Annotated in this window: 20 protein-coding genes; 11 read left to right on the top strand and 9 right to left on the bottom strand. The window is 61.1% G+C overall.

All coding sequences use genetic code 11. The features are described 5' to 3' along the window. Positions 1-180 (top strand): hypothetical protein (locus WB528_RS04965; protein WP_423887313.1); only part of this gene is annotated, 180 nt, incomplete at its 5' end. Positions 181-306: 126 nt separating this feature from the next. Then, entirely contained in the window at positions 307-1074 is a 768-nt protein-coding gene (surE, locus tag WB528_RS04960) for a 5'/3'-nucleotidase SurE (protein ID WP_423887315.1), read from the top strand. Between the two features lie 39 nt (positions 1075-1113). On the opposite strand, the gene WB528_RS04955 is transcribed toward surE, so the two are convergent. Next, positions 1114-1491 (bottom strand): response regulator, encoded by a 378-nt coding sequence (locus WB528_RS04955; RefSeq protein WP_423887312.1) that lies wholly within the window; start codon positions 1489-1491, stop codon positions 1114-1116. Positions 1492-1676: 185 nt separating this feature from the next. Here WB528_RS04955 and WB528_RS04950 point away from each other — a divergent pair, with 185 nt between their 5' ends. Beyond that, positions 1677-2327, top strand: a complete 651-nt coding sequence (locus WB528_RS04950; protein WP_423887311.1) for a protein-L-isoaspartate(D-aspartate) O-methyltransferase — start codon at positions 1677-1679, stop codon at positions 2325-2327. A gap of 110 nt (positions 2328-2437) precedes the next feature. After that, positions 2438-3754, top strand: coding sequence for a peptidoglycan DD-metalloendopeptidase family protein (locus WB528_RS04945; RefSeq protein ID WP_423887310.1), 1317 nt, complete (start codon positions 2438-2440; stop codon positions 3752-3754). On the opposite strand, the gene WB528_RS04940 is transcribed toward WB528_RS04945, so the two are convergent. Further along, positions 3741-4712 carry an ATP-binding protein gene (locus tag WB528_RS04940; RefSeq protein ID WP_423887309.1) on the bottom strand — a complete coding sequence of 324 codons (972 nt, stop codon included), beginning with the start codon at positions 4710-4712 and terminating at the stop codon, positions 3741-3743. The genes WB528_RS04945 and WB528_RS04940 overlap by 14 nt on opposite strands. A gap of 197 nt (positions 4713-4909) precedes the next feature. Here WB528_RS04940 and yajC point away from each other — a divergent pair, with 197 nt between their 5' ends. Genes yajC through WB528_RS04915 form a run of 5 tightly spaced genes read left to right on the top strand, consistent with a single transcriptional unit; the run spans position 4910 to position 9233 of the window. Continuing rightward, positions 4910-5275: a preprotein translocase subunit YajC gene (gene yajC / locus WB528_RS04935; RefSeq protein ID WP_423887307.1), complete on the top strand. Its 366-nt coding sequence runs from the start codon at positions 4910-4912 to the stop codon at positions 5273-5275. A 42-nt stretch (positions 5276-5317) separates the two neighbouring features. Further along, positions 5318-6913, top strand: coding sequence for a protein translocase subunit SecD (gene secD, locus WB528_RS04930; RefSeq protein WP_423887306.1), 1596 nt, complete (start codon positions 5318-5320; stop codon positions 6911-6913). A 13-nt stretch (positions 6914-6926) separates the two neighbouring features. Beyond that, entirely contained in the window at positions 6927-7931 is a 1005-nt protein-coding gene (gene secF / locus WB528_RS04925; protein ID WP_423887305.1) for a protein translocase subunit SecF, read from the top strand. Positions 7932-7977: 46 nt separating this feature from the next. Next, a complete protein-coding gene (locus tag WB528_RS04920) occupies positions 7978-8373 on the top strand; it encodes an Mth938-like domain-containing protein (RefSeq protein ID WP_423887304.1) in 396 nt (131 codons plus the stop codon). Then, the gene (locus tag WB528_RS04915) at positions 8370-9233 is read left to right on the top strand and encodes a phytoene/squalene synthase family protein (RefSeq protein WP_423887303.1); all 864 of its coding nucleotides are present in this window, start codon (positions 8370-8372) and stop codon (positions 9231-9233) included. Before WB528_RS04920 ends, WB528_RS04915 begins: the two co-directional genes overlap by 4 nt. 3 nt (positions 9234-9236) lie before the next feature. Here WB528_RS04915 and WB528_RS04910 read toward each other — a convergent pair whose 3' ends face one another. The 5 genes from WB528_RS04910 to WB528_RS04890 all read right to left on the bottom strand — a co-directional run bounded on the left by WB528_RS04910 (position 9237) and on the right by WB528_RS04890 (position 14221). Next, complete coding sequence (locus WB528_RS04910; RefSeq protein WP_423887302.1) at positions 9237-10328, bottom strand: AMP-binding enzyme; 1092 nt, start codon at positions 10326-10328, stop codon at positions 9237-9239. A 7-nt stretch (positions 10329-10335) separates the two neighbouring features. Continuing rightward, on the bottom strand, positions 10336-11766 hold the full coding sequence (trmFO, locus tag WB528_RS04905; protein WP_423887301.1) for a methylenetetrahydrofolate--tRNA-(uracil(54)-C(5))-methyltransferase (FADH(2)-oxidizing) TrmFO: 1431 nt from the start codon (positions 11764-11766) through the stop codon (positions 10336-10338). 108 nt (positions 11767-11874) lie between these two features. Further along, positions 11875-12027: a DUF1127 domain-containing protein gene (locus tag WB528_RS04900; protein WP_422257000.1), complete on the bottom strand. Its 153-nt coding sequence runs from the start codon at positions 12025-12027 to the stop codon at positions 11875-11877. 312 nt (positions 12028-12339) lie between these two features. Further along, positions 12340-13119: a lytic murein transglycosylase gene (locus WB528_RS04895; protein ID WP_423887300.1), complete on the bottom strand. Its 780-nt coding sequence runs from the start codon at positions 13117-13119 to the stop codon at positions 12340-12342. A 193-nt stretch (positions 13120-13312) separates the two neighbouring features. Continuing rightward, positions 13313-14221 carry a DUF2189 domain-containing protein gene (locus tag WB528_RS04890; RefSeq protein ID WP_423887299.1) on the bottom strand — a complete coding sequence of 303 codons (909 nt, stop codon included), beginning with the start codon at positions 14219-14221 and terminating at the stop codon, positions 13313-13315. Positions 14222-14704: 483 nt separating this feature from the next. On the opposite strand from WB528_RS04890, the gene WB528_RS04885 reads away from it, so the two are divergent. After that, the gene (locus WB528_RS04885; RefSeq protein WP_423887298.1) at positions 14705-15103 is read left to right on the top strand and encodes a DUF3597 domain-containing protein; all 399 of its coding nucleotides are present in this window, start codon (positions 14705-14707) and stop codon (positions 15101-15103) included. A gap of 152 nt (positions 15104-15255) precedes the next feature. Next, the gene (locus tag WB528_RS04880; RefSeq protein ID WP_423887297.1) at positions 15256-16047 is read left to right on the top strand and encodes a fumarylacetoacetate hydrolase family protein; all 792 of its coding nucleotides are present in this window, start codon (positions 15256-15258) and stop codon (positions 16045-16047) included. Between the two features lie 138 nt (positions 16048-16185). On the opposite strand, the gene WB528_RS04875 is transcribed toward WB528_RS04880, so the two are convergent. Together WB528_RS04875 and WB528_RS04870 are read right to left on the bottom strand one after the other, a co-directional pair. Next, positions 16186-16452 carry a GNAT family N-acetyltransferase gene (locus WB528_RS04875; protein ID WP_423887296.1) on the bottom strand — a complete coding sequence of 89 codons (267 nt, stop codon included), beginning with the start codon at positions 16450-16452 and terminating at the stop codon, positions 16186-16188. Between the two features lie 14 nt (positions 16453-16466). Then, a complete protein-coding gene (locus WB528_RS04870; protein ID WP_423887314.1) occupies positions 16467-16742 on the bottom strand; it encodes a GNAT family N-acetyltransferase in 276 nt (91 codons plus the stop codon). Between the last annotated feature and the right edge of the window lie 807 nt (positions 16743-17549).

Raw genomic sequence — 17549 nt, 5'->3', positions numbered from 1 at the left:
AAGGCGCCGCTGCCCCAGCCCGCGGTTTCGCCGCCCACCCACGTTGCAGCTGCGCCCGAACCCGAGCCGTCGAGGCTCGTCAGTCCGAAATTCGATATGCGCTCCGAAGGGGCGCTGGCCAAACTGCGGCCGGTGTGGCGCGTCCGCACCCGTGGCGATGGACGTCAAAGCGGCCGGTAACCAGGCCCAAGGGTCGCGCAATTGAAAAAATCTTGTAATCAAAACAACAAGTTTGCCTGACGGCCGATAGGCGGATAAGACGGCGCTGCCTCCCTGCGGAATCGATCTAAGAGGGCCCGTTTGCCGATGCGAATTTTGTGCACCAATGACGATGGCATCCATGCGCCGGGCCTGAAGGTTGTCGAACAGATCGCGCGTGAATTGTCCGACGATGTCTGGGTGGTCGCGCCTGAACTCGATCAATCCGGCGTCTCGCATTCGCTGTCGCTCAATGACCCACTCCGCTTGCGCGAAGTTGGGCCTCGCCATTTCGCGGTCCGGGGAACGCCGACCGACTGCGTCATCATGGGCGCCCGCCATATTCTTGGGTCCAAGCTGCCGGACCTCGTACTCTCCGGCGTTAACAAGGGGCGGAATGTCGCCGAGGACGTCGTCTATTCCGGCACCATTGCCGGCGCGCTCGAAGGCACGATCCTGGGGCTGCCTTCATTTGCGTTGTCGCAGGAGTTTACGCTGGAGACGCGCGAGAAGCCGCTGTGGGATACCGCCATGCGGTTCGGCCCTCCGATCCTGCGCAAGGTGATCGACGCCGGCGTGCCCAAGAACACCGTAATCAATGTCAACTTTCCGGCCTGCGCGGCGGACGAGGTGGCCGGCGTGCGGGTGACGCGGCAGGGCAAGCGAAACCTCGGATTCCTGAAGATCGACGAGCGACGCGACGGCCGTGGCAATCCGTATTTCTGGATCGGGTTCGAGCGGCTGGCCAAGGTCGACGTTCCGGCCGAAGGAACAGACCTCTGGGCATTGGCAGCGCGCTATGTGTCGGTGACGCCGCTACGGCTGGACCGCACCGATGAAGCATTCTCCGCGGCGCTGACCTCGACGCTCAAGTGAAGCGAATTTTCCAGGGATAATTCGCCAGTTGTGGCGCGGTTAGACCGGCGTGCTGTTGAGGGCATGATCAATCATGCGCGCCAGCGTTTCGATCTGGAAGGGCTTTTGCAGCGCCGGCCGGTTGCGGTATTCGGCGGGGAGTCCCGACGATCCGTAGCCGGTCGCGAAGATGAAGGGGCGATTGCGCGCGGCAAGAATATCCGCCACCGGCGAAATGACCTTGCCGTTGACGTTGACGTCGAGGATCGCCAGATCGAATTCAGCCGTTTGCGCGAGCTTGAGGGCGTCGTTGATTTCACCGGCCTCGGCGACGACGCTGTAGCCCAGCTCTTCCAGCATGTCGGCTACCATCATTCTGATCATGACCTCGTCTTCAACGAGGAATACTGATCCGCCTGATTTCCGCGCTGCACCCATCAATGGAGTCCCTGCAAATCTGGACACAAAGGATCGCAAATATCGACATCCGGCGCAATCTCGACCTTCCCTGGTGTCGCAGGGAACACGGATTTGAGATGAAATGTTTCTTAGAATCGGAGCGTTTATGGCATCAAACACCAGGGAAGCCAGCTCTTCGCCGCCAACCCAGGCCTCGGACCGACATGCCTGATCCCCAAAACCCGCCCCCGAAGATGATGTTTCAGCTCAGCCTGCGGCGGCGCGGGATCAGCGATCAGGCCGTGCTGCGCACCATGGAGGATGTCCCGCGCGATATGTTCGTTGAGGCGGCCGATCGCGCGGATGCCTATTGCGACATGGCGCTCGGCATCGCCTGCGGGCAGACCATCAGCCAACCCTTTGTGGTTGCCTACATGACCGAGCAACTGAGTTTGCAGAAATCCCATCGGGTGCTCGAGATCGGCACCGGCTCCGGCTACCAGGCAGCCGTGCTGTCCAGGCTGTGTGGTCAGGTGCTGACCATCGAACGCTACCGAACCCTGGCGGACCGCGCCCGCGCACGGCTGGCCCAGCTTGGCTACGACAACGTCGAGGTGATGCTGGGGGACGGCTTTGACGTTCCCGCTGACGCCGGCACGTTCGACCGTATCGTCGTGACCGCGGCGATGGAGCAAATTCCGGACGCACTTGCACAACGGCTCGGACCGGAAGGGGTCCTGATCGCTCCGGTTGGTCCACTTCACGGCGTCCAGACCCTTATCCGCCTGGTCAGGACCGAGGCTGGATTCGAGCGCAGGCAGCTTGCGGATGTGCGCTTCGTGCCGGCGTTACCCGGTATCGCGCGGGAGCTGTAAAACGGGCGGATCGGCTTTCCCGCCAACGTCTTAATCCCTGGCCTTAAGCGGTTGTTTACTCGGGACGTGTTTACTCAAAACAATATTTTGTTGCGTACGAGTGAGTAACCATGTCCCGTGCCGTCGAGTTGCTTTGCTCGCGTCGCGTGCCGCAATTGGCGGTACTGGCGCTGATGTCGATCGGTTTTGCTGGCTGCAGCGCCGACATGCAGACCCGCCTTTCTGAAAACCCCTTTGCCTCGCAACCTGAATCTACCGCGTCTGTGCCGCCCTCCCGGGTCGAGCGCCGTGATCTTCCGCAATATTCGCGGCCCCAACAGATTCAGTCGCAGAATATTCGTCCGGCGCTCTCGGCACCGCAGTCCTATCCGGCCAACTCCGGCGTCTCCGGCGGCGGCCGTGGCATGGCGTCCTACACGCCTCCGGCCCATCCGATCGAGGCGACCGGCAGTGTTCCCCACTCGGTCGCGGCTGTGCATGCCCCGGTCCAGGGTACGAGGATCATCGTCGGAACCAGCGACACGCTGGAGATTCTAGCCCGTCGCTACAACGTAACGCCAGCTGCCATCCTGCAGGCCAACGGCTACAGGGGGCCACGCGCTCTTTCGCCGGGACAGCAACTGATCATTCCGCGTTCAGGGGCGGTCGCTGCGGCCCCGGCGATGCCGGTGGTCGCCAGCAGGCCGTTTGCCGTCGCGGCCGCCGCATCGTCGGTCCATGTCGTCAATCACGGCGAGACGTTGCTGGGCATTGCGCGACACAACCACATTTCCGCCGGCGAACTCGCGAGGGCCAATGGCCTTGAGCCGGGTGCGAAGCTCCAGTTCGGCATGAAGCTCAACGTGCCCGTGAGGGGAGCGGCGGCAGCCATCCCGGCGACGCAGCCGGTTGTGGCACAAGCCGTGCCTGCATCGATCCCGCCCGTAACCAGGCTGGCGGCAATTGTACCCGATCCTCATCAGAAGGCGCGGCTCGCGCAAACGACGAATGTCGAAGAGGTCCCAGCCGTCGAAACGGCGGTGAAGGCCTCCGAGGCAACCGGTGCCCTGCCGACTTTCCGTTGGCCGGTTCGCGGCAAGGTGATCACGAGCTACGGTGCCAAGACCAACGGTAAAGCCAATGACGGCATCAACGTAGCGGTGCCGGAAGGCACGCCGATCAAGGCGGCCGAAGACGGCGTCGTCGCTTATTCCGGAAATGAACTGAAGGGATATGGCAACCTTGTTCTGGTGCGTCACGCCAATGGCTATGTGACGGCCTATGCCCACGCCAGCGAGCTTCTGGTCAAGCGCGGCGATACCATCAAGCGCGGTCAGGTGATTGCCAAATCGGGGCAGTCAGGCGAGGTCGCTTCGCCCCAGCTTCACTTCGAAATTCGTAAAGGTTCGACCCCGGTCGATCCGCTGCAATTCCTCAACGGAGCTTGAGCCGCACCCCCATCCGGCCCGCCAGTTCCTGGGTAAACTGCCAGGCCACGCGGCCTGAACGGGAACCACGGGTCGTCGACCATTCCAGGGCTTCGCGTTCAAGCTCCTCCTCAGGGAGCTTGATGCCGAAATGGCCGCAATAGCCTTTCACCATCGCCAGGTATTCGTCCTGGCTGCAGCGGTGGAAGCCGAGCCACAATCCGAAACGATCCGACAGCGAAACCTTTTCTTCGACCGCTTCGCCGGGATTGATCGCGGTTGAGCGTTCGTTTTCGATCATCTCGCGCGCGAGAAGATGCCTGCGATTGGAGGTCGCATAGAGGATGACGTTGTCGGGGCGCCCCTCTATGCCGCCCTCCAGCACGGCTTTCAGCGACTTGTAGGATGCATCGTTGCCGTCGAACGACAGGTCGTCGCAGAATACGATGACGTGGAATGGGGCGTTGCGCAGCAACTCCATCAGCGCCGGCAGGCTCTCGATATCCTCGCGATGGATCTCGATCAGTTTCAACCGCTCTGCCGGCTTGCGATCGCGGTTGATGCTGGCATGGGCTGCTTTCACCAACGAGGATTTCCCCATGCCGCGCGCGCCCCACAACAGCGCATTGTTGGCTGGAAAGCCGTTGGCGAAACGTTCGGTATTCTCGATCAGGATATCGCGCATCCGGTCGATACCCCTAAGCAGGCCGATATCCACCCGGCTGACATGGGGAACGGGCGCAAGCCGTCCGTCGGGATGCCATATGAAGGCATCTGCGTGATGCAGGGCTTCGCCGCCACTGGATGCAGGCGCAGCTGCTGCTAGGTGGACCGCGATGGTTTCAAGCGCCTGCGCAATTCGCTCCGCCGTGTCTTGCCCTGAGGGTGGCGCGTCGCGTTTGGCGGCCAATCGCGGCGTCGCTTGCCGCTTGGACTTTTGGGTGGGGCGCGGAGTGCTTTTTTTTGGCTTTTTTGACATTGCAGGCCTTTCTGACGGCGAACCCTTAACGGGCCTTGCCGGGGCCTGCAAGCGGCCCAAATGAAGGGGTCCATGAGGGGGGTGGCGGCGTTGCAATTGGGGCGGTGGCCGCTATAGTCCGCGCGAAATTTGCCCCCGGATCGGCCGGGCGCCCAAGCCGCGCCCAGCGGTCACCCGTTCCACGAGGATTTGAACGAATGCTGATTACTCCTGCGTATGCTCAGGCCGCAGCCGGCGGCGATACCAACAGTATGTTGATGTCGCTGCTGCCGTTCGCCCTGATCTTCGTGATCATGTATTTCCTGATTCTGCGGCCGCAGCAGAAGAAGGTCAAAGACCACGCGGAATTGGTGAAGAACATCCGCCGCGGCGATACCGTGGTGACGACCGGCGGCCTGGTCGGCAAGGTCACCAAGGTCGTCGACGACGACCAAATCGAATTCGAAATCTCCGACGGCGTTCGCGTTCGGCAGATGCGGCAAATGATCTCCGGCGTTCGCGCCAAGGGCGAGCCGGCGAAGGAGAAGGGCGACCTCAGCAAGGACGAGACAGCCGCGGGCTGATATCGGGCACCGCTTTCTCTCTGGATCTGACGAGTCAATTCAATGCTTTATTTCACACGGTGGAAGGCGCTGGCGATTATCCTGACCGCGCTGGTGGTGTGTCTTTGCGCCGTGCCGAATTTCTTTCCCGAAGCACGGGTGAAGACGTGGCCGCTTTGGGCGCAACGTCATCTGGTGCTCGGCCTCGATCTGCAAGGCGGCTCTTATCTGCTGCTTGAGGTCGATTCCAACTACGTCAAGAAAGAGAAGCTCGATCAGGTGCGCGACGATGCGCGTCGCGTCCTCCGCGAGGCCAAGATTGGCTACACCGGCCTCAACGCGCGAAACGATGCTGTCGAAGTGCGCATTTCCCGCGATAACGAGTTGCAAACGGCGCTGTCGAAGCTGCGCGAGCTGTCTCAGCCGCTGGGCGGGTTGCTCGGCTCAAATGGCCAGCGCAGCCTGGAAGTGGCCGATGCCGGCGGGGGATTGATTCGTCTGACGGTGCCTCAGGCGGCGATCACGGATCGCATCCGTCAGACCATCGAACAATCGATCCAGATAGTCGAGAAACGCGTCAATGAACTTGGCACTGTCGAGCCCGTGATCCAGCGGCAGGGCACCGACCGCATTCTGGTTCAGGTACCCGGTTTGCAGGATCCCACGCGGTTGAAGGAACTGCTCGGCAAAACCGCCAAGATGGAATTCCGCATGGTTGATGAGGCCGTGCCGCCGGATGCAGCCCTGCAGGGACGGATACCGCCGGACGACGAAGTTGTGCCGGAGGTCTCGGGACAGAAGCTTGTCCTCAAGAAGCAAGTGCTGGTTTCCGGCGGTGATTTGAGCGATGCGCAGACATCGTTCGATCAACGCACAAGCGAACCGGTAGTGAGTTTCAAATTCAATTCGGCCGGTGCGCGCAAATTCGCCCAAGCAACGACCGAGGGTGTCGGGCAGCGTTTTGCGATCGTGCTGGATAACCAGGTGATCTCGGCGCCCGTTATCCGCGAGCCCATCATCGGCGGACAAGGCCAGATTTCAGGCAGCTTCACCGTCCAGTCCGCGAACGATCTTGCGATCCTGCTGCGCGCCGGCGCGCTGCCGGCGCCACTGACCGTCATCGAGGAGCGCACGGTCGGTCCGGGTCTCGGTCAGGATTCGATCGAAAAGGGCGAGTTGGCGGCCTATGTCGGCTCGATCCTGGTCATCGTGTTTATGCTCGTGACCTACCGCCTGTTTGGGCTGTTCGCCAACATCGCCGTCACGATCAATGTCGCGATGATTTTCGGGGTGTTGTCGCTTCTCAACGCCACGCTGACTTTGCCGGGCATCGCCGGCATCGTGCTGACGGTCGGCATCGCGGTCGATTCCAACGTGCTGATTTATGAACGCATTCGTGAGGAGATCCGCGGCGGACGCACCGCGATTTCCGCGATCGACGCCGGCTTCAAGCGCGCGCTGGCAACCATCCTCGATTCAAACATCACTACATTCATCGCAGCCGCGGTCTTGTTCTATATCGGAACGGGGCCGGTTCGTGGCTTTGCGGTGACGCTTGGCATCGGCATTCTCACCACGGTTTTCACTGCCTTCACGCTCACCCGCCTGATCGTTGCGGGATGGGTCAGATGGAAGCGGCCGCAAAGCGTGCCGATCTGAAGGGAATGCGGCCGTGACTCATTTCGTTCTCATCGCGCTTGGCGTTCTGATCGTTGTGCTGACGGTGGTCAGCATTTTCGGACTTCTGCCGCCATTGCGGATCGTGCCCGACAATACTCATTTTGATTTCACGCGGTTTCGCCGCATCAGCTTTCCAATCTCCGCACTGCTTTCGATCGTCGCGATAACGCTGTTCTTCACCCACGGGCTGAATTTCGGCATCGACTTCAAGGGCGGTACGCTCATGGAGGTGAGGGCCAAGACCGGTAACGCCGACATCGCATCGATGCGCGGCACACTTGCGGGGCTGGGTCTCGGCGACGTTCAATTGCAGACGTTCGGTGGCCCCGAGGAAGTCTTGATCAGGGTCGCCGAGCAGCCGGGCGGCGATGCGGCGCAACAGGCGGCCGTTCAGAAGGTGCGCGGCGCGCTCGGCGATTCGGTCGAGTACCGGCGCGTCGAGGTGGTCGGGCCGCGTGTTTCGGGCGAGCTACTGGCTTACGGCATGCTTGGGCTGATGCTCGCGATCGTCGCGATCCTGATTTATCTTTGGTTCCGCTTCGAATGGCAGTTCGCGCTTGGCGCCATGATCGCCAACGTGCACGACATCGTGCTCACGATCGGCTTCATGTCGATCTCGCAAGTCGATTTCGACCTCACAAGCATCGCAGCGCTTTTGACGATTCTGGGCTACTCGCTGAACGATACGGTCGTCATCTATGACCGGATCCGCGAAATGCTGCGCCGCTACAAGAAGATGCCGATGCCGGAGCTGCTCAACGAGTCGATCAATTCAACGTTGTCGCGTTCCATCATCACGCACGTCACGGTGACGCTTGCGCTGCTTGCGCTGCTATTGTTCGGCGGCAACGCGATCCACAGCTTTACGGCCGTAATGATGTTCGGCGTCGTACTGGTCGGCACTTATACGTCGATCTTCATTGCCGCGCCGATCCTGATCTACCTTGGCGTCGGCATCCACCGCGCCGATACGCCGGACACGCCTGCGAAGAAATAACACGCGCATGATCCCGCGAAGTGGGAACCGGTTTTCGGACAAGATCATGCCCAAATCAGAAGTAGACCGATCGGATGCGCCGCATCTTCCGAGATCAGCGCCGATCGACGCATATGGGAATGGCGGCTTCGCCTTTGCCGATATGTCGCATCGCGGATCTCTGTTGTGCCTGCCGGATGCCATCTGGGCCTGGCCGGTGACGAGGGCGGCCGAAATCGACGAGTATTCGCTTTCAAGGGTGCTCGCTTCTGCAAACAGGATCGATAGCTTGATTGTCGGCACGGGCACGGACGCCTGGATTGTGCCGCCGCGGCTGCGGGAGGCGTTGCGCGCTGCTCACATCGGCCTCGATTCCATGCAGACGGGGCCGGCGATCCGCACCTACAATATCATGATCGGTGAGCGGCGACGGGTTGCGGCGGCGCTGATCGCCGTGCCATGACCACGCCAGCGGACGACAAGACCGCGGCTGGCCATTGCGCGGAGCTTGTGCGTGCGCAGGACTTCACCCGCTACGCTTCCACCTTGTTTGTGCCGCCCCCGGCGCGGCGGGCGTTGCTGGCGTTGTATGCGTTCAACGTGGAGATCTGCCGCGTCCACTCCCAGGTGAGCCAGCCGCTTCCTGGCGAGATACGGCTGCAATGGTGGCGCGATATGCTTGTCGGCAGTGGCCATGGCGGCGTCGAGGGCAATCCAATTGCAGCCGAATTGCTGCTCGCAATCCGCAGCTATCGACTGCCGGTCGAGCGTCTCTCGCGCCTGATCGAGGAGCACCAATTCGATCTCTACAATGATCCGATGCCGACCATGGCGGCGTTAGAGGGCTATATCAACGATACCTCGTCGACCCTGTTTTCATTGGCCGCGGCCGTGATGGGACCACCATCCGGCGACGTCCAGCATCTGGCGCGTCATGCCGGACTGGCGCTGGGATTGGTGCAGGTGATGGCTTCGTTACCGCTTGACGCCTCGCAACGCCGGTTGTTCGTACCGCAACAGGTGTTGGCGAAGCATGGCTGCGGTCCCGAAGACATATTTGCAGGCAAGCAAACTCCGAACTTGCGTGGGGCGCTGGATGACTTGTTCGGCGAGGCGCGCGCGCATCTCGGCGCCGCCGTAACCCTGCTTCAGTCCGTGGCTCCGGACATTCGCGCGGCTTTTCTTCCCCTGGCGCAAGTCAGGCGAGATCTGGACCTGCTGGCACGGGCTGACAACGACCCCTTTGTGGCGCGGTCGCCATCGAGATTCAGGACGCTGTGGACACTTTGGCGCGCGTCGCGCTCGCGCGCCTTCTCGGGCTGACCATCAATTCATGTCCGCCGTCTCGAAATTGAAGCGGTCGCGCAGATTCTTCCGGGCCTCGAGAATGTTCTTCAAAAAGACGCGATCGGGCTCGCTCGTCACCATTGTGTCGATCAGATCGAGCTGATTGGTCGCCACCAATTGCAGGAGCTCAATGCGCGGCTTGCCGCTGGCGTCACGTGGCAGCGCTTTGACGATCTGAATGTGCTCCGGCGGTTTTGGACCTCCGGCTGCTGCAAGCTCGCCCTTTAGCTCAGTTTCGAGCGCCGTCTGGTCGGATTCGACAAAAGCATAAAGTCCGACGCCTACGCGACGATCGGGAAAAGCGACGATGGCCGCATCGCGCACGGCCGGATTTTTCCGGATCTCCAGCATCAGCACGGGGGCATCATTGACGAGACGCCGCCCGCCACCTTCACGGTCGGTGAAATTGAACAGGCCGCGGGTGATGGCGCGATAGACTTTCTTTCCTGTCGCAAGCCACAGGCTCGCAACCATCGATTTGCGGGCGAGAATCTTGCGCTCTTTCGGCGTCAGGGCGGCCGGCGCGTAGCTGCGCTTGTGCTTCAAGAGATGCCGGAGGTCTTCGTAGGCGGCGATACGAAACAGCCGGTTGCGCGTTCGAAAACACGTCGCGAGCTGGAAGTCCGTCAAATAGGCCTGGCCATCGCGGCCCACCAGCCAGTTCTGTTCCTTGGCGAGGTCGTTGTGGCAGATGCCGGCGCGGTGCAGTCGCCGCAACGCCTGTTTGGCCGAGCGAAAGTAGGCCACGTTCCCGGCCGGCTTGACCAGATGCAATGCCACCCCGTCGATAAAGCCGCGCACCAGCGCCTGCTTGCCGCCCCACAGCAATTCCGGCCCGACGTTGAGCCCCTGCGCGATGGCGAGAGCGCGCCGCTCGCGCTGGAACAGATGACGCGCCAAAATATACGACCACAAGGGCACCTGGTCGATCCGGCGCAGGATAGCGTCGACTTCGCCATTCGGCATGCGGAACCGGCCGCGCTCCACGGACGAGAACACATCACGCTTGAGGAGAACGCCTTCGGTCCATTGCGCCGACAGAATTTCAGCGTCGTCTCTTGGCAAACTCATGAGATGCTCACGCGGCTGCGGCTAGCCGCAAATGATCGGCAATCCAGCGGTCGATATCAGAGAGCGCGCGTGCGCTGAGAGCGTGGCGCTTGGCAATCGCCTTTTCGTTGCCGCGCAGGCGCGTTCCGTCCGGCTTTCTTGTCGGCGGATTGGCAAGCGGCGGAAACAGTCCAAAATTCACGTTCATGGGCTGGAACGAGCGGGGACCGTTGTCGATCGTCTCGAGATGACCGCCGGTGATGTGTCCGAGCAATGATCCAAGCGCCGTTGTCGACGGCGGCGAGGGCAGCGCGCGGCCCTGTGCGTCAGCTGCGGCATAGAGGCCGGCGATCAAGCCAATGCTGGCGGACTCGACGTAACCTTCGCAGCCGGTCATTTGCCCCGCGAAGCGTAGTCGTGGCGCTGCGCGCAAGCGCAGTTGCCGGTCGAGCAGCTTTGGCGAATTCAGAAAGGTGTTGCGGTGCAGACCGCCGAGGCGGGCGAATTCCGCGTTCTCCAGTCCGGGAATCGTGCGAAAGATGCGTTGCTGCGCGCCGTACTTCAGTTTGGTTTGAAACCCCACCATGTTGTAGAGTGTGCCGAGCTTGTTGTCCTGGCGCAGCTGCACGATGGCGTAGGCTTTCACGGTGGGATCGTGCGGGTTCGTCAACCCAACCGGCTTCATCGGGCCGTGGCGAAGCGTCTCCGGGCCGCGCTCAGCCATGACTTCTACCGGCAGGCAACCATCGAAATAGGGCGTGCTGGCTTCCCAGTCCTTGAAATCGGTCTTTTCACCCGCGATCAGCGCAGCGACGAAGTCTTCATATTGCGGCTTGCTCAGGGGACAATTGATGTAATCGGCGCCCGTGCCGCCGGGACCGACCTTGTCGTAGCGCGACTGAAACCACGCCTTCGACATATCGATGGTGTCGCGATGCACGATCGGCGCGATCGCGTCGAAGAATGCCAGCGCATTCTCATCGGTCAGCCCGCGGACCGCGTCCGCCAATGGAGCCGAGGTGAGGGGGCCGGTTGCGACGATGACGTTGCGCCAGTCCGCCGGTGGCAGACCGTCAATTTCGCCGCGCTGAAGCTCGATCAGGGGATGATCTTCCAATGCCTTGGTGACGGCTGTCGAGAAACCGTCGCGATCAACCGCGAGCGCGCCGCCCGCCGGGACCTGATTTGCGTCGGCTGCGCGCATGATTAGCGATCCGAGCCGGCGCATTTCCTCGTGGAGCAGCCCCACAGCATTGTTGGCGGCATCGTCGGAACGAAACGAATTCGAACAGACGAGCTCGGCCAAGCCCTCCGTTCGGTGAGCTTCCGTCGTCCGGTGGGGCCGCATCTCATGGAGAACGACGCGGAGGCCGGCATTAGCGGCCTGCCAGGCGGCTTCCGAGCCGGCGAGACCGCCGCCGATGATGTGGATGGGTTCCGATGAAAGGGTGCCTGTCATGCGGCACAGAGGTAGCGCGTTTCGCCCGACAGTGGAATGCGCAGTGTCCGCTACATACGACAACGCCCGCCAACGGCGGGCGCTATCCGTATTCCGGTGGAATTTTGATCAACCGTTGTAGTTGCCGGCCGCAACGCGCGGAATGTCCGAACGATCGAGCCCAATGTCGGCCAGTTCCCGGTCGTTGAGCTGAGACAGCTCGGCGACATTGCGCTGATAGTCACGGAACGCCTGGATCATTCGAATGAGCGAGAGCAACATGGTAGTCTCCTTGACATCCTGATTCAGTCTTTATCTGAGTACTGAATCGTCGAAGCCAATATAAGTCCATCTCTCGCACCGCAGAAGCTGAAATGCTGCGTTGCAGCTAATCTCTAGACGCATAACTCGGCAAGGATTGATTAACTATTCGGTTCACTCTCCAAGGAAGAAGGCGAATGAAAGTCTCCTTTTTTGCTATTTTTCCTGGAATTGTTGCCCGAAACGCCTATTTTTCGGCCGTAGCTCAAGTCATTTAGGCATGCCTTGCGACCAACCAAGTAATGAACAATTTTTCATAATCGGCCTTGCCACCTAGGGTGCATGGGTGAGCTGAGTCGCGAAGTACGCCACGGTTCGGGCATAGACGTCGCTTTTGTTCCACTCCTGTAGCACCGGGAAGTTCGGGCTTCCAGGCTGCCAGTCTTTGCCCTTTTGCCAACCATGGCTCTGCAAGAAGTTGGCGGTAGAGGCCAGAACGTCCGGAGGGCTGCGCAAGAGGTCGCGGCGACCATTGGCGTCGAAGTCGACGGCATATTTGATGTAATTCGACGGCATGAACTGGGTCTGACCGATTTCGCCGGCCCAGGCGCCGCGCATTTCCGCAGGCGTTAGATCGCCGCGGTCGATGATGCGAAGCGCATCCAGCAATTCGCCACGGAACATCTCGGCGCGCCGGCAATCATAGGCCAGCGTCGCCAACGACCTCAATGTTGGAAACTTTCCGATATTGACGCCGAAGTCGGTCTCGAGCCCCCAGATCGCAACCAGCACCTCGCCGGGCACGCCGTAGGCTTCCTCGATCCGGGACAAGACCGATCCGTATTGCTTCATCATATTGGCGCCGCGCGCGAGCCGCGGCGGTACCATGCGGCCGGAGAACTGCTCAAAGCTTTGATCGAAAACCTTTTGCGAGTGATCGCGGGAGATGACGCTTTGGTCGGGCGTCACACCGTTGAGGCTCGACGCAATCGTCGCCTGCGAAATGCCCTTCGAGGCTGCTTCGGTCTTGAAGCCATCAAGCCAGGTCTGAAAGCTGCCAGAGCCGCACGGCACGGCGGCCTGGGCCACCGTCGCCGATATCGCCAAGGCCACGCCAGCTGCAAGAAGGGTGGACGTTACAATCTGCCGCCGCCGCAATCGGATAGCCTTCCGCGCTGAAGATCGGGTGCGGGATATGTCGGGCGCAACCGCGGCCAAAACAAGGCCTGAGCAAACCTTCCGGAACCGTCGCGTCCATAGTGACGGAACTGCCGGTCGATGGTCACCGGCAGTCCGGTCGTTTTATTTATGCGCCGTCCTTGCGCCGCCAGGGGAACAGGTTGGCGGGGAAATCCGCAGCCGGCCGCTTTTCGCGCGGCGGACGCGGCGGGGTCGGCCGTTGGAAAGGATCCGGCGCGATCACCTCGCGATAGAGATGCCAGGTCGCGTGACCGAGCAGCGGGACCACGACCGCAAGACCGAGGAACAGCGGGATCGATCCCACCACTAGCAGCGCGGCGACGATGAGACCCCAGGCGGCCATGGCAACCGGGTTGGCTGCAACGACGCGGAGCGACGTCACCATCGCTTCCGCGGCGCTGGCGTGACGATCAAGCATCAGCGGGAAAGAAACCACGCTGATGCAGAGCGCAACGAGGGCGAACAGGAAACCAACGCCGCATCCGACCACGATCAGCCACCAGCCTTGCGGGGAGGTCAGCACGCGCCGCGCGAAGTCCGGTATTTCGGCCGCGGCCTCATAGCCGAACGCGGCGACATAGATCGCCTGCGCCGTTGCGATCCAGACCACGAACAAGGCGAACAGCAGCGTGCCGACGCCGAGCATGGCGCCGAATGACGGCGAACGGAACACGTCGAGGGCATCCCACGCCGAGGGCTCCTGGCCGAGCTCGCGACGGCGGCTGAGTTCGTAAAGGCCAAGCGCGGCGAATGGGCCGAGCAGGGCAAAGCCCGCGGCCAACGGAAACAACAGCGGCAAGACCGAGTAGCCGAGTACGGCGCGGGCGAGCACAAGGCCGAGCACCGGATAGATCACGCACAGAATGATCGCGTGACTTGGAACTTCCTTGAAATCTTCCCAGCCGCGCCGCAACGCGTCGTGCAGATCGGAAAGACCAATCCGGCGGATGATGGGACCTGTATCCTGGGCTGGCTGAGCCAGCGGTGGGGCATTGCCTGAGTATGGAGTGGCCATGGTCGCTATCTCCCTTGACGTGGCGGCCCGCCTTGACGTCGAAAGAGGACGCACGAGGCCGTCCGCAGAAATGATCACGATCAGGCCAGACGCGAAGACAGGGAAACGAAAACTGGCCGTGTCGCGAGCTGAACCGCAATGGTACTCCGATTTGCCTGTGTTGTCTCTCACGCTTGAGTGACGGCGCAGCGCGAACGTCGTTCGCGAATATTCGTGCCAATTTGAATGACTTTGCCATCGCTGTGGCGGCGCAACAGAGTGCGCGGTTTCGTCGTGCATTGCCGTGGTCACCTGGTGTCATTCCGCCGTCATTGCCGCATAGTTCAGTCCAATCGCGCTGCCGTTCCGCATTGGCAAGGTGTGCCGGGCGGACTAAGCTTTGCGCCGCCCGGCTGGGGTGCTGCCGGCAATTGAGAAAAAGCTGTTCGAGTTTTTGACACGATCCAAATCTTCACCCGACCTCTGGTTCATCAGGAGCGAGCGATGAGTATCTTCGGAAAAATCATGAGCGCGATCTTCGGCACCTCGGCGAGCGCAATCCCCACAAGCGGTGGCGCTGCGCCTTCGTCTGGCGGAGCTGCGTCATCGGGCAGCGCATCTGCGGCGCCGGCCGCGCCCGCGCAGTCCGTTGACGTCGCGCCGATCCTTGACAAGGCGGTGGCGGCGAAGAAGGAGAAGCTGGAGTGGCGCACCTCGATCGTCGACCTCATGAAAGCGCTCGACATCGATTCAAGCCTGTCGGCGCGCAAGGAACTCGCCCACGAACTCGGCTATACCGGCGATACCAACGATTCCGCGAGCATGAACATCTGGCTGCACAAGCAGGTGATGGCGAAACTGGCCGCGAATGGCGGAAAGTTGCCCGCTGACGTGAAGTGGTAGTCTGACTTTCATAACGTGACTTTTCATATGGTGAAGGCCCGCGAAATCGCGGGCCTTTTTTCATGCCTTAGTCGCAACCGCGATGTCTTGCAGGGCGGGGAGGCGGGCGGTAGACAGCTCTTCAAGATCAGCAACAATTTTGGAGCACGCGCATGGAAACCGTCGATCGCAGAGCCCTTCTGGCAACGGGCGCGCTGGCGCTGGCGGGCACGGCCGCGGGCAGCCGTCCGGCCCACGCTCAATCCGGCGCAAAGCCGATCTTCGAGGTGGCGGCCGTGACCATACCGATTGCCGGCGAGAAGGACGTGTTTCCGGTACGCCGCATCTATTGCATCGGTCGCAATTACGCGGCGCATGCGATCGAACGTGGTTCCGACCCGACGCGCGAACCGCCGTTCTTCTTCCAGAAGCCGACCGACGCGATCCAGAATGTCGCGCCTGGCACGGTGGCGAACCACCCCTATCCCTCGCTCACCAAGAACTATCACCACGAGGTTGAACTCGTGGTCGCATTGAAATCCGGCGGCACCAATATCGCACCCGACAAGGCACTCGATCATGTCTACGGTTACGCGCTCGGTCTCGACATGACGCGGCGCGATCTCCAGAACGGCATGGCGGCGGAGAAGAAGCCCTGGGAAATCGGCAAGAGCTTTGATCATGCGGCCGTGCTCGGGCCGATCCATCCCGCGACCAGGACCGGACACTTCACCAAGGGCGCGATCTCGCTCGCGGTCAACGGCAACGTCCGCCAGTCCTCCGACCTCAGCAAGATGATCTGGAGCGTCGCCGAGCAGATCGCCAAACTGTCTGAAGCATTCGAGCTGAAGGCCGGCGACATCATCTATTCCGGCACGCCGGAGAATGTCGGTCCGGTCGTCAAGGGCGACGTCCTGGTTTGCAAACTCGACGGCCTGTCGGACATGTCGATCCGGATCGTCTGAGAGGTCGGCTGTCGTCCCCGCGCACGCGGGGACCCATACGCCGCGGCTTTCCTGTTTCTATAGGTGGTTATCAGCTTTCACTTCCATGGGCTCCGGTGGTTATGGTTCCTTGCTTCGCAGGGACGACGGGTCTCCCGATCATCCCACCATATCCGCGTATGCCGAATGCTTGCTCAAATAGTCGACCACGAAGCCGCAACCGGCAATCACCTTGCGACCGTCGGCGCGGATCAACGCCAGCGCGCCCTCGACGAGTTTTGAGGCGATGCCCTGGCCGCGCAAGGCGCGCGGCGTCTCCATGTGCGTGATGATCACGGCCGCCGGCGTGATACGGTAGTTTGCAAAGGCAACGCCGCCTTCCACATCGAGCTCGAAGCGGTTTTGCGTCTTGTTGTCTCGAACCATGGATGCTGCGCCGCTCATTGTTTCAGCAGATCGGCGTACTCGCCGTGTTTTTCAATATAGGCTTTGACGAACGGGCACTCCGCAACGACCTTTATGCCATCGGCCCGCACCTGATCGAGCGCACCCTTCACAAGTCTTGAGCCGATACCCTGGCCTGCGAGTTCCGGCGGGACTTCGGTATGGATGAAGGTGATGACATCGTCCGAGACTTTGTAATAGGTCGCGGCGAGATGACCGTCGACGGTGAGTTCGTAGCGATTTTGCGACTTATTGTTGACGACATCCATCATCGATTCTTTTCTCAGGTTTTCCAAACTGTGCCGGCTTAACAAACGTGCGTGAATCTGGTTCATGCTCGCGCTACCGAACCGATTTTGTCCATCATTAAGGATTATCCCATGAAAATCATCCTCATTATTCTCGGCCTTTTGCTGCTTGTTGTGGCCGGCTGCTATTTCGTCTTGCCGGCAGACCAGTTGCCGAGCTTCTTCCCCGGTCATGAGGCCGGCCTCGCCCGCATTCACGCCAAGCATGGCATCATTGCCGCCGCCGCGGGCATCGTGCTGCTGGCCGCGGGCTGGTGGGTCGGGCGCAGGTGAGAGGCACGTGAACGTCGGCTGGAATTCCATTACGTCAGCACTGCTTACGATTTTGAAATTCCTGTCGTGTCGCTTTCTTGAAACGAAATTCGATTCGTCCGTACCTGCCGCGGTAGCGGGCCTGGTTCATACCCTGGGTCATTGCTGCTGGCCGCCCTTGCTTAACCAGCGGAGTAAGGGCCGCTCACTCACCTTGCCACGATGACATGACAACGCGATCTCGCGGCACCAAATGCCCGAGCCTTGCAAATCCCTCCGAATGAGAAGGGCGCAGGAAACGCCGGATGCAAGACCGCACCCGCAGCCCTGTGTGCGAATGAAAAAAGCACACAAGCGTAGTCACTACAGGCAAGGCCGGATCACCCGGCGTTTCCTGCGCGATGGTTTTACGGGTTCCTTCGTGCTCTTCCCGGCGATCGGGCTTTCTTGCCGCCGTCACCCCCGAGAAGCGTTGGCTTCTTGAGAGTTTGATATCAGCGTCGAGATATCAGAACCACA

Origin of the sequence: Bradyrhizobium sp. (genome assembly GCF_049586575.1) — a bacterium.
Lineage (GTDB): Bacteria > Pseudomonadota > Alphaproteobacteria > Rhizobiales > Xanthobacteraceae > Bradyrhizobium.
The sequence above is the reverse complement of the archived record's forward strand: the minus strand, read 5'-3'. Positions and strand labels throughout refer to the sequence as shown.

Coding starts and splice junctions, on each gene's coding strand:
- surE (WP_423887315.1), top strand. CDS start 307: ATGCGAATTTTGTGCACCAATGACGATGGCATCCATGCGCCGGGCCTG.
- WB528_RS04955 (WP_423887312.1), bottom strand. CDS start 1,491: ATGGGTGCAGCGCGGAAATCAGGCGGATCAGTATTCCTCGTTGAAGAC.
- WB528_RS04950 (WP_423887311.1), top strand. CDS start 1,677: ATGCCTGATCCCCAAAACCCGCCCCCGAAGATGATGTTTCAGCTCAGC.
- WB528_RS04945 (WP_423887310.1), top strand. CDS start 2,438: ATGTCCCGTGCCGTCGAGTTGCTTTGCTCGCGTCGCGTGCCGCAATTG.
- WB528_RS04940 (WP_423887309.1), bottom strand. CDS start 4,712: ATGTCAAAAAAGCCAAAAAAAAGCACTCCGCGCCCCACCCAAAAGTCC.
- yajC (WP_423887307.1), top strand. CDS start 4,910: ATGCTGATTACTCCTGCGTATGCTCAGGCCGCAGCCGGCGGCGATACC.
- secD (WP_423887306.1), top strand. CDS start 5,318: ATGCTTTATTTCACACGGTGGAAGGCGCTGGCGATTATCCTGACCGCG.
- WB528_RS04920 (WP_423887304.1), top strand. CDS start 7,978: ATGCCCAAATCAGAAGTAGACCGATCGGATGCGCCGCATCTTCCGAGA.
- WB528_RS04915 (WP_423887303.1), top strand. CDS start 8,370: ATGACCACGCCAGCGGACGACAAGACCGCGGCTGGCCATTGCGCGGAG.
- WB528_RS04910 (WP_423887302.1), bottom strand. CDS start 10,328: ATGAGTTTGCCAAGAGACGACGCTGAAATTCTGTCGGCGCAATGGACC.
- trmFO (WP_423887301.1), bottom strand. CDS start 11,766: ATGACAGGCACCCTTTCATCGGAACCCATCCACATCATCGGCGGCGGT.
- WB528_RS04900 (WP_422257000.1), bottom strand. CDS start 12,027: ATGTTGCTCTCGCTCATTCGAATGATCCAGGCGTTCCGTGACTATCAG.
- WB528_RS04890 (WP_423887299.1), bottom strand. CDS start 14,221: ATGGCCACTCCATACTCAGGCAATGCCCCACCGCTGGCTCAGCCAGCC.
- WB528_RS04885 (WP_423887298.1), top strand. CDS start 14,705: ATGAGTATCTTCGGAAAAATCATGAGCGCGATCTTCGGCACCTCGGCG.
- WB528_RS04880 (WP_423887297.1), top strand. CDS start 15,256: ATGGAAACCGTCGATCGCAGAGCCCTTCTGGCAACGGGCGCGCTGGCG.
- WB528_RS04875 (WP_423887296.1), bottom strand. CDS start 16,452: ATGGTTCGAGACAACAAGACGCAAAACCGCTTCGAGCTCGATGTGGAA.
- WB528_RS04870 (WP_423887314.1), bottom strand. CDS start 16,742: ATGATGGATGTCGTCAACAATAAGTCGCAAAATCGCTACGAACTCACC.